Below are 6,000 nucleotides of genomic sequence, written 5' to 3'. Positions count from 1 at the left end.
GCTCGCTACAGCGCTGTTGAGGGCGCTCGCGAGCGGCTTCGCTATCGCCGACCTACACCACGCGGTGGGACACGACCCCCGGATATCTCACTAGCCAAGGGCCGGGTAGGCCGGCGGCGGACAGCAATAAGTCGGTCGGGAACGAAGAGCGCCGCGCCGAGCAAGATATGTACGCCGGGATAAGTATTAGGATGCAAAGCTAACGACAGATCGGCTTCGTGCGTAGATGCTTGCAATGCTTGGCGGGGGCTCGGCGGCTTGGCGGGGGCTCGGCACAGGTGGCAGGCATCATGTTGGGGAGATGTCGTGCTGCCTGTGCCGATAGCCGCCGCTGCGCGGTCAAAGGTGGCGTCATTGAGTAAGCGTGCCAAGGTCGTTGGCGGCCGGCTGGAGTTTCTTCCGCCGCAGATCCCGACTCGGGTCGAGCGGCCGCCTGAAGGTGAGGGCTGGGTCCACGAGGCCAATCTCGACGGCTATCGAACCCAGATCATCATCGATAATGGCGGTGTGCGTCTTTACAACAAGAACGGCCGCGACTGGACCACGAAATACTGGCCCATCGCACTAGCCGTCGATCTGCCATGCCGGACTGCCATTCTCGACGGCGAAGTCATTGTTCCCGGCGAGCAGGGCGCTTTCGATTGCCCTGCGCTGGAAGCGGCGATCTGGAACGAGCCGAACCGGCTGGTGTTCGTCGCGTTCGATATCCTCCATCTCGACGGCCACGATCTAAGCTCCTTGCCGCTGCTGCAGCGCAAGCAGGCGCTGTGGCAACTGGTTGAGCCTGGCCTCGGCAAGATCCAATACAGTGAGCATTTCGAGGGCAGCGCGCTGGCGCTCTTCCGCACCGTCGAGAAGATCGGGCTCAATGGAATTATCTCGAAGCGCGCCGACAGCCGCTACAGGAGCGGACTGTCGAGCACATGGCTGAAGGCCAAAAAATTCGAAGAAGCCGACTCCCGAGTTGGGGGTCGTTTATGAGCCAGGCACGGCTCCAATGCCCTGATCACTGCTCACGGGCGTCCTCACCGATTTGAGGCCTACGCGGCCGGACGCGACGCGCATACCAATCTGGCGGAACAAATCATGATCATTCTCATTGTGGTGATCATCAAGGGAGATTGATCATGGGTGACCGGCACAACCCAAAAATCGAGGCACCGGCAAATGTCGAAAAGGACCCGGAAGATTGGATCAGCGGAGATGATCCCATGACCCCCGCACAAGCCTCCTATTTGAAAACTATTGGCCGAACAGGCCGACGACCCTGACGCCTATGCTGACGGCCTCAGCAAGGCGGAAGCCTCTAAACGCATCGATGCACTCCGGGAGAAGTTAGGCCTGTAGTGCCCGCTCGTGGCTGTTGGCCTCCGGCGACGGGGGCCGTTCCATCGAACCAGATAGCGGCTCTGTCCAGTTTGTTACCGTGGTCTGACGCCGGGAATGAGTTGCATTGCGTTCTGCAACCGCTCGCTGGATAGTCTTGGCGATGTTGCAGACCTTGATGACTCATTGGCCCCAGGTCCTCGCGATCATCCCGGTGGTGATGGCGGCCATCGGCATCGTCCACGCCATAATGACGAAGGAAGACGTCCGCGCCGCCACAGGTTGGGTCGGCGTGATGTTGCTGTCGCCATTCCTCGGCGCGATCATCTACGCCGTTGCCGGCATAAACCGCATCCGTCGTGCAACGATCAGCGCCATGCGGCCCCCTTCCAGCGAGGCGGCTTCCGCAAAACATGAGCGCAACTTTGCCGTCGAGGAAATGATTGCCGAGCGGTACGGCCAACGCTTCACCGGCCTGAAGACATTGGGCGACAGGGTGGCCCGGCGTGCCCTGACCTCGGGAAACGCGATTGCGATATTGGAGACAGGTGACGAGGCCTATGCCGCAATGTGCCGAGCGATTGACGGCGCTCAACGCACTGTCCTTCTCGAGACCTACATCTTCGACAATGACGATGTCGGGCGGCTTTTCGTGAAATCTCTCGCCGGAGCCGTCCAGCGGGGTGTCAGCGTTCGCGTGCTGATCGATGCCGTCGGGGCGCGTTACTCCGTCCCCAGCATTCTTGGGCGTCTGCGAGAGGCGGGAATCCCAGCAGACCTCTTCAACGGCAACATTGTCATGGGCCTGCGTCTTCCCTACGCCAACCTCAGAACGCACCGGAAGATCCTGGTCGTCGATGGCACGATTGCGTTCACCGGAGGGATGAACATCCGAAAGGGATTCTCAGCCGAGCTCGCCGGCTCCTCCAGCGCGAGGGACACGCATTTTCAGGTCACCGGGCCGGTCGTGGCCGACCTTTTTTCGGTTGCCGCCGAAGATTGGCGCTTCGTGAGCGGCGAGGTCCTGAACGGCGACACCTGGCAAGTGGCCACGCTTCCCACGGCCCCCGGTCAACCGATGCTGGCGCGGGCGGTTGCATCCGGGCCGGATGCCAGCATCGAAACGAACCACAACTTGCTGATCGGGGCATTTTCCGTCGCCCGCAAATCGATCCGCATCATGTCGCCCTATTTCCTGCCGGATCGGGAACTGATCAGCGCGCTGACGACCGCAGCCAGGCGAGGCGTCGAGATCGACATCGTGGTACCGGCGATGAACAATCTTTTCCTTATTGACCGGGCGATGACGGCGCAATTCGATCAGGTCCTGAAGCACTATTGCCGCGTATGGCGCACGGAGGGCTCGTTCGATCATTCGAAGCTGCTGTCGGTCGATGGAGTTTGGGCTTATATTGGATCCTCCAATCTTGATGCCCGGTCCCTGCGGCTGAATTTTGAGATTGATGTAGAGGTTCTTGATGCAGGCTTTGCCGCGGAGATTGAAGCGCGGATCGGATCGGCAATCGCCTCCGCCACGTCTGTAACGATCGAAACCTTGAGAGCCCGGCCATTCATCGTCCGCCTGTTCGACCGAGTGTTGTGGCTGGGATCGCCCTACCTTTAGAGGCTTTCTCGTTCTGCCCGGGGCAATTCGGGTGACGCAGCGATCGCTCCTTTCGAGCGCCGCATCTCGTCAGGGCAGGAAGCAGCGATTGCAGATCCTGTTTGAGTGAGACAAAGCTAAGTCTTGAAGGTAGTGAGGACGAACAGCAGACTCATGCAAAGAACTGGACAGAGCTTTCCTGCAATTGTGCTCAAATCCATTCGCGACAGAAAGAAGCAGAAGGCGAAGACTGCGCCGTCCGAAGGGACACGCCCCGCGGAGACTCTGGTCGCATCTTACAACGTTCACAAATGCGTGGGCGTCGACAGAAAGTTCGATCCCGAACGAATCGGTCGCGTCATCCGGGAAATCGGCCCGGATGTCATTGCGTTGCAGGAAGCGGACAATCGCTTTGGAGATCGTGCCGGCCTTCTGGATCTGCTGCGTCTCGAATTGGAAACAGGCCTGGTGCCGGTGCCGGTGTCCGGAAACGGCAAAGGACACGGCTGGCACGGCAACGTTCTGCTTTTCAAACGGGGCATCGTTCGCAACGTCCATCAGATAAAGCTCCCGGGGCTGGAGCCGCGCGGAGCCCTGGTTGCCGAAATCGATCTGGACGAGAAACGAACTCTGCGCATTATCGCAGCCCATCTCGGCTTGCTGCGCCGATCGCGCTCCGAACAGGCCCGTGTCGTGCTCGAAATCATGAACAGACCGGACGAAAAACCAACACTGCTGCTCGGCGATTTGAACGAATGGCGACTCGGAAACCGTTCCGCGCTGAATACGCTGCACACGACTTTCGGTCCCGCGCCACCGGCGGTCCCCACCTTTCCATCGAGTCTGCCGCTGCTGTCGCTCGACCGGATCATGGCAAATCGACACGGAATGATCTCATCCGTCGAAGCCCATGACACGCCGCTTTCGCGGGTCGCCTCCGATCATCTGCCGCTTCTAGGATTCGTTCGCCTGTGATGTAGCTGCCCAGCCCCATGGATGGAGATCGGTTCAAAGGGAAGCTCTGGACTGGACTGGCGGAGCGGGGCGGCCCAGCGGCTTTGGGGCGGGCGGTTTGCTCCAGTCCGGAATTCCGATTTGGAGGCCGCCATTGCACAGCTGCCCTGCGACATGCGAGTTTGTCAACCAAATGGCTCATCATGGAGTCTCGTCATGTCCATTCGCCGGATTGCGTTGACCTCGGCAGCGGTCACGCTTGCCTTCACAATCCTCGCCCAGGCCAGGCCGGACACCCGCGCCATGACCTGCCAACAGACGCAGGCGCTAATCCAGAGCCAAGGCTCGGCGGTGCTGACCACCGGCCCGAACACCTATGCCCTCTACGTCCGCCGGTACAGCAATGCGTGCGACTGGTCGTTAATCCCAGCGGTAGGGTTTGTGCCGACGCGCGATGGCCAGTGCTTGGTTCATCGATGCGCAGAGCCGCTCTACACTCCTCCCGGCTGACGGTGACGACCATAGCTATTCTGCCGCGCTCTTCGGTAGGAAGCCCTTTTCCCGCAGAAAAGGGCGGGGGACCTCCGGTCCAAAAGCTGAAATACGCGGCGAGCACAGGAGCTCCGGCGTTCCCTCCAGACGCGCCGAGAAGCCAGTCCCTGTCCAGTACACGCCCAAGCAAGATTACTCTTCCTGGGTGGTCTGGTGCCGGGATTGAAGCCTCTGTCACCATAGCGCCCGCCCGCTTCATTTCGTCGTGATCCCAGTCACCTTGAACAGCGACAATATAGCTTCGTCGTGTGGGATTGGCTTTGATTTGGAACGGACAAAAGACCCAAAAAATAAGCAAACCAATGAGGATAGTCACGCTGCCCATATACAGAAAATAGATTCGCTGGAGAGGAAGTAGCCAGAAGTGCTCCCCCACAAGAGTCAAATCTAATAATCCAGTCTTGGAACTGACTTCCCAAGATTACGGCATAACCTAAGATCGGAACGAGGCTCGCAAATTGCGGGAGCCTAGTCCGGGTTAACGAAGCAGCATATGTCCATCTTGGGCTGAATTTCATCGGTGGCCTGCAAATCACTGTCCGTAGCTTTGTGCGTAACTCTGGCAAATCGACGAATTACTTAGATAAATCAACGGCAGATGGCGGAGGGAGTGGGATTCGAACCCACGGTGGGCTTGCACCCACGCCGGTTTTCAAGACCGGTGCCTTAAACCGCTCGGCCATCCCTCCAAGTGATTGACCTAATCGCTTTCTGCCTCTCTGCGGTTTGCTCCAAAGGCCGTTTGCTACGCACTTTGCAACTATATGGTTTTTCGACTTGCGCTTATAGCTTGCTGCAACGCCGCGTCAACTTGCTCTGCTGCGTCAGCCTGCATGCCTGGCATGACATGGGAATATAGATCCAAGGTAATCCCGATTGTCGAGTGGCCCAAGCGTTCGCTGGCGACCTTTGGATGAACGCCGGCCGACAGCATCTGCGACGCGTGGGTATGCCGGAGATCATGGAACCGGATACGGGGCAGGGCAGTCTTGCCGAGGACACGAATCCATTCGTGGGTAAGCGACCTTGGCTGAAGTGGTGCGCCGTCAACCTGGGCAACGACGAAGCTGTCGCCATTGGGACGCAGGCCAAGACGTAGCAGCTCCTCGGCCTGCCGAATGCGATGCGCATTCAGCTCGGCAAGGACGCTGGCCGACAGCGCCACGGTCCGCGCCCTCCCGGACTTCGGCTCCTTGTAGCGGACACCCTCTGTGGTCTGTTCGGCGCTCTCCACGACGGATATCTGCCAGCGGTTATCGCCTAGCTCGAGATGTCGCCAGCGCAAGGCGAGAATTTCGCCGCGACGTAAACCGCAAGTGACCGCCAGCAGCACCGGGATGTACATGCATGAGGGTCGAAGGGTTTCCAGCAAGATGGCGGTTTGGCTCACGTCATAGGCAAGCATTTTCTTCCGCTCGACCTTCGGCGGTGTCGTCGCCCGCGCCGGATTGCGCGACAGCCTTTCCCATGTCACCGCCTGGCCCAACGCCTTGATAAGCACGCGGCGGTAGTGGTGGACGGTACGAGGCGACAGGGGCGGGAGGGGTGCGGGCGATTCGCCATCC

Annotated in this window: 5 protein-coding genes, 1 tRNA gene and 1 pseudogene; 5 read left to right on the top strand and 2 right to left on the bottom strand. The window is 59.6% G+C overall.

Annotated elements, in window-relative coordinates; all coding sequences use genetic code 11:
* The first annotated feature begins 354 nt into the window (after positions 1-354).
* From AC0L15_RS30840 to AC0L15_RS30820, 5 genes and pseudogenes are all read left to right on the top strand, one after another.
* Positions 355-981 (top strand): ATP-dependent DNA ligase, encoded by a 627-nt coding sequence (locus tag AC0L15_RS30840; protein ID WP_287250804.1) that lies wholly within the window; start codon positions 355-357, stop codon positions 979-981.
* Between the two features lie 146 nt (positions 982-1,127).
* Positions 1,128-1,347, top strand: a pseudogene (locus AC0L15_RS30835) (DUF3072 domain-containing protein).
* 142 nt (positions 1,348-1,489) lie between these two features.
* On the top strand, positions 1,490-2,950 hold the full coding sequence (locus AC0L15_RS30830; RefSeq protein WP_287250806.1) for a phospholipase D-like domain-containing protein: 1,461 nt from the start codon (positions 1,490-1,492) through the stop codon (positions 2,948-2,950).
* Positions 2,951-3,103: 153 nt separating this feature from the next.
* Positions 3,104-3,904 (top strand): endonuclease/exonuclease/phosphatase family protein, encoded by an 801-nt coding sequence (locus AC0L15_RS30825; RefSeq protein WP_287250807.1) that lies wholly within the window; start codon positions 3,104-3,106, stop codon positions 3,902-3,904.
* Between the two features lie 195 nt (positions 3,905-4,099).
* Positions 4,100-4,393, top strand: coding sequence for a hypothetical protein (locus tag AC0L15_RS30820; protein ID WP_128244400.1), 294 nt, complete (start codon positions 4,100-4,102; stop codon positions 4,391-4,393).
* Between the two features lie 641 nt (positions 4,394-5,034).
* Here AC0L15_RS30820 and AC0L15_RS30815 read toward each other — a convergent pair.
* Positions 5,035-5,124: transfer RNA gene (locus AC0L15_RS30815), tRNA-Ser, on the bottom strand.
* 71 nt (positions 5,125-5,195) lie between these two features.
* Entirely contained in the window at positions 5,196-5,936 is a 741-nt protein-coding gene (locus tag AC0L15_RS30810) for a tyrosine-type recombinase/integrase (RefSeq protein ID WP_473498098.1), read from the bottom strand.
* Positions 5,937-6,000 lie beyond the last annotated feature (64 nt).

The sequence above is a fragment of the Mesorhizobium sp. WSM4846 genome (assembly GCF_055811415.1).
This window is presented reverse-complemented; position numbering and strand designations above follow the sequence as displayed.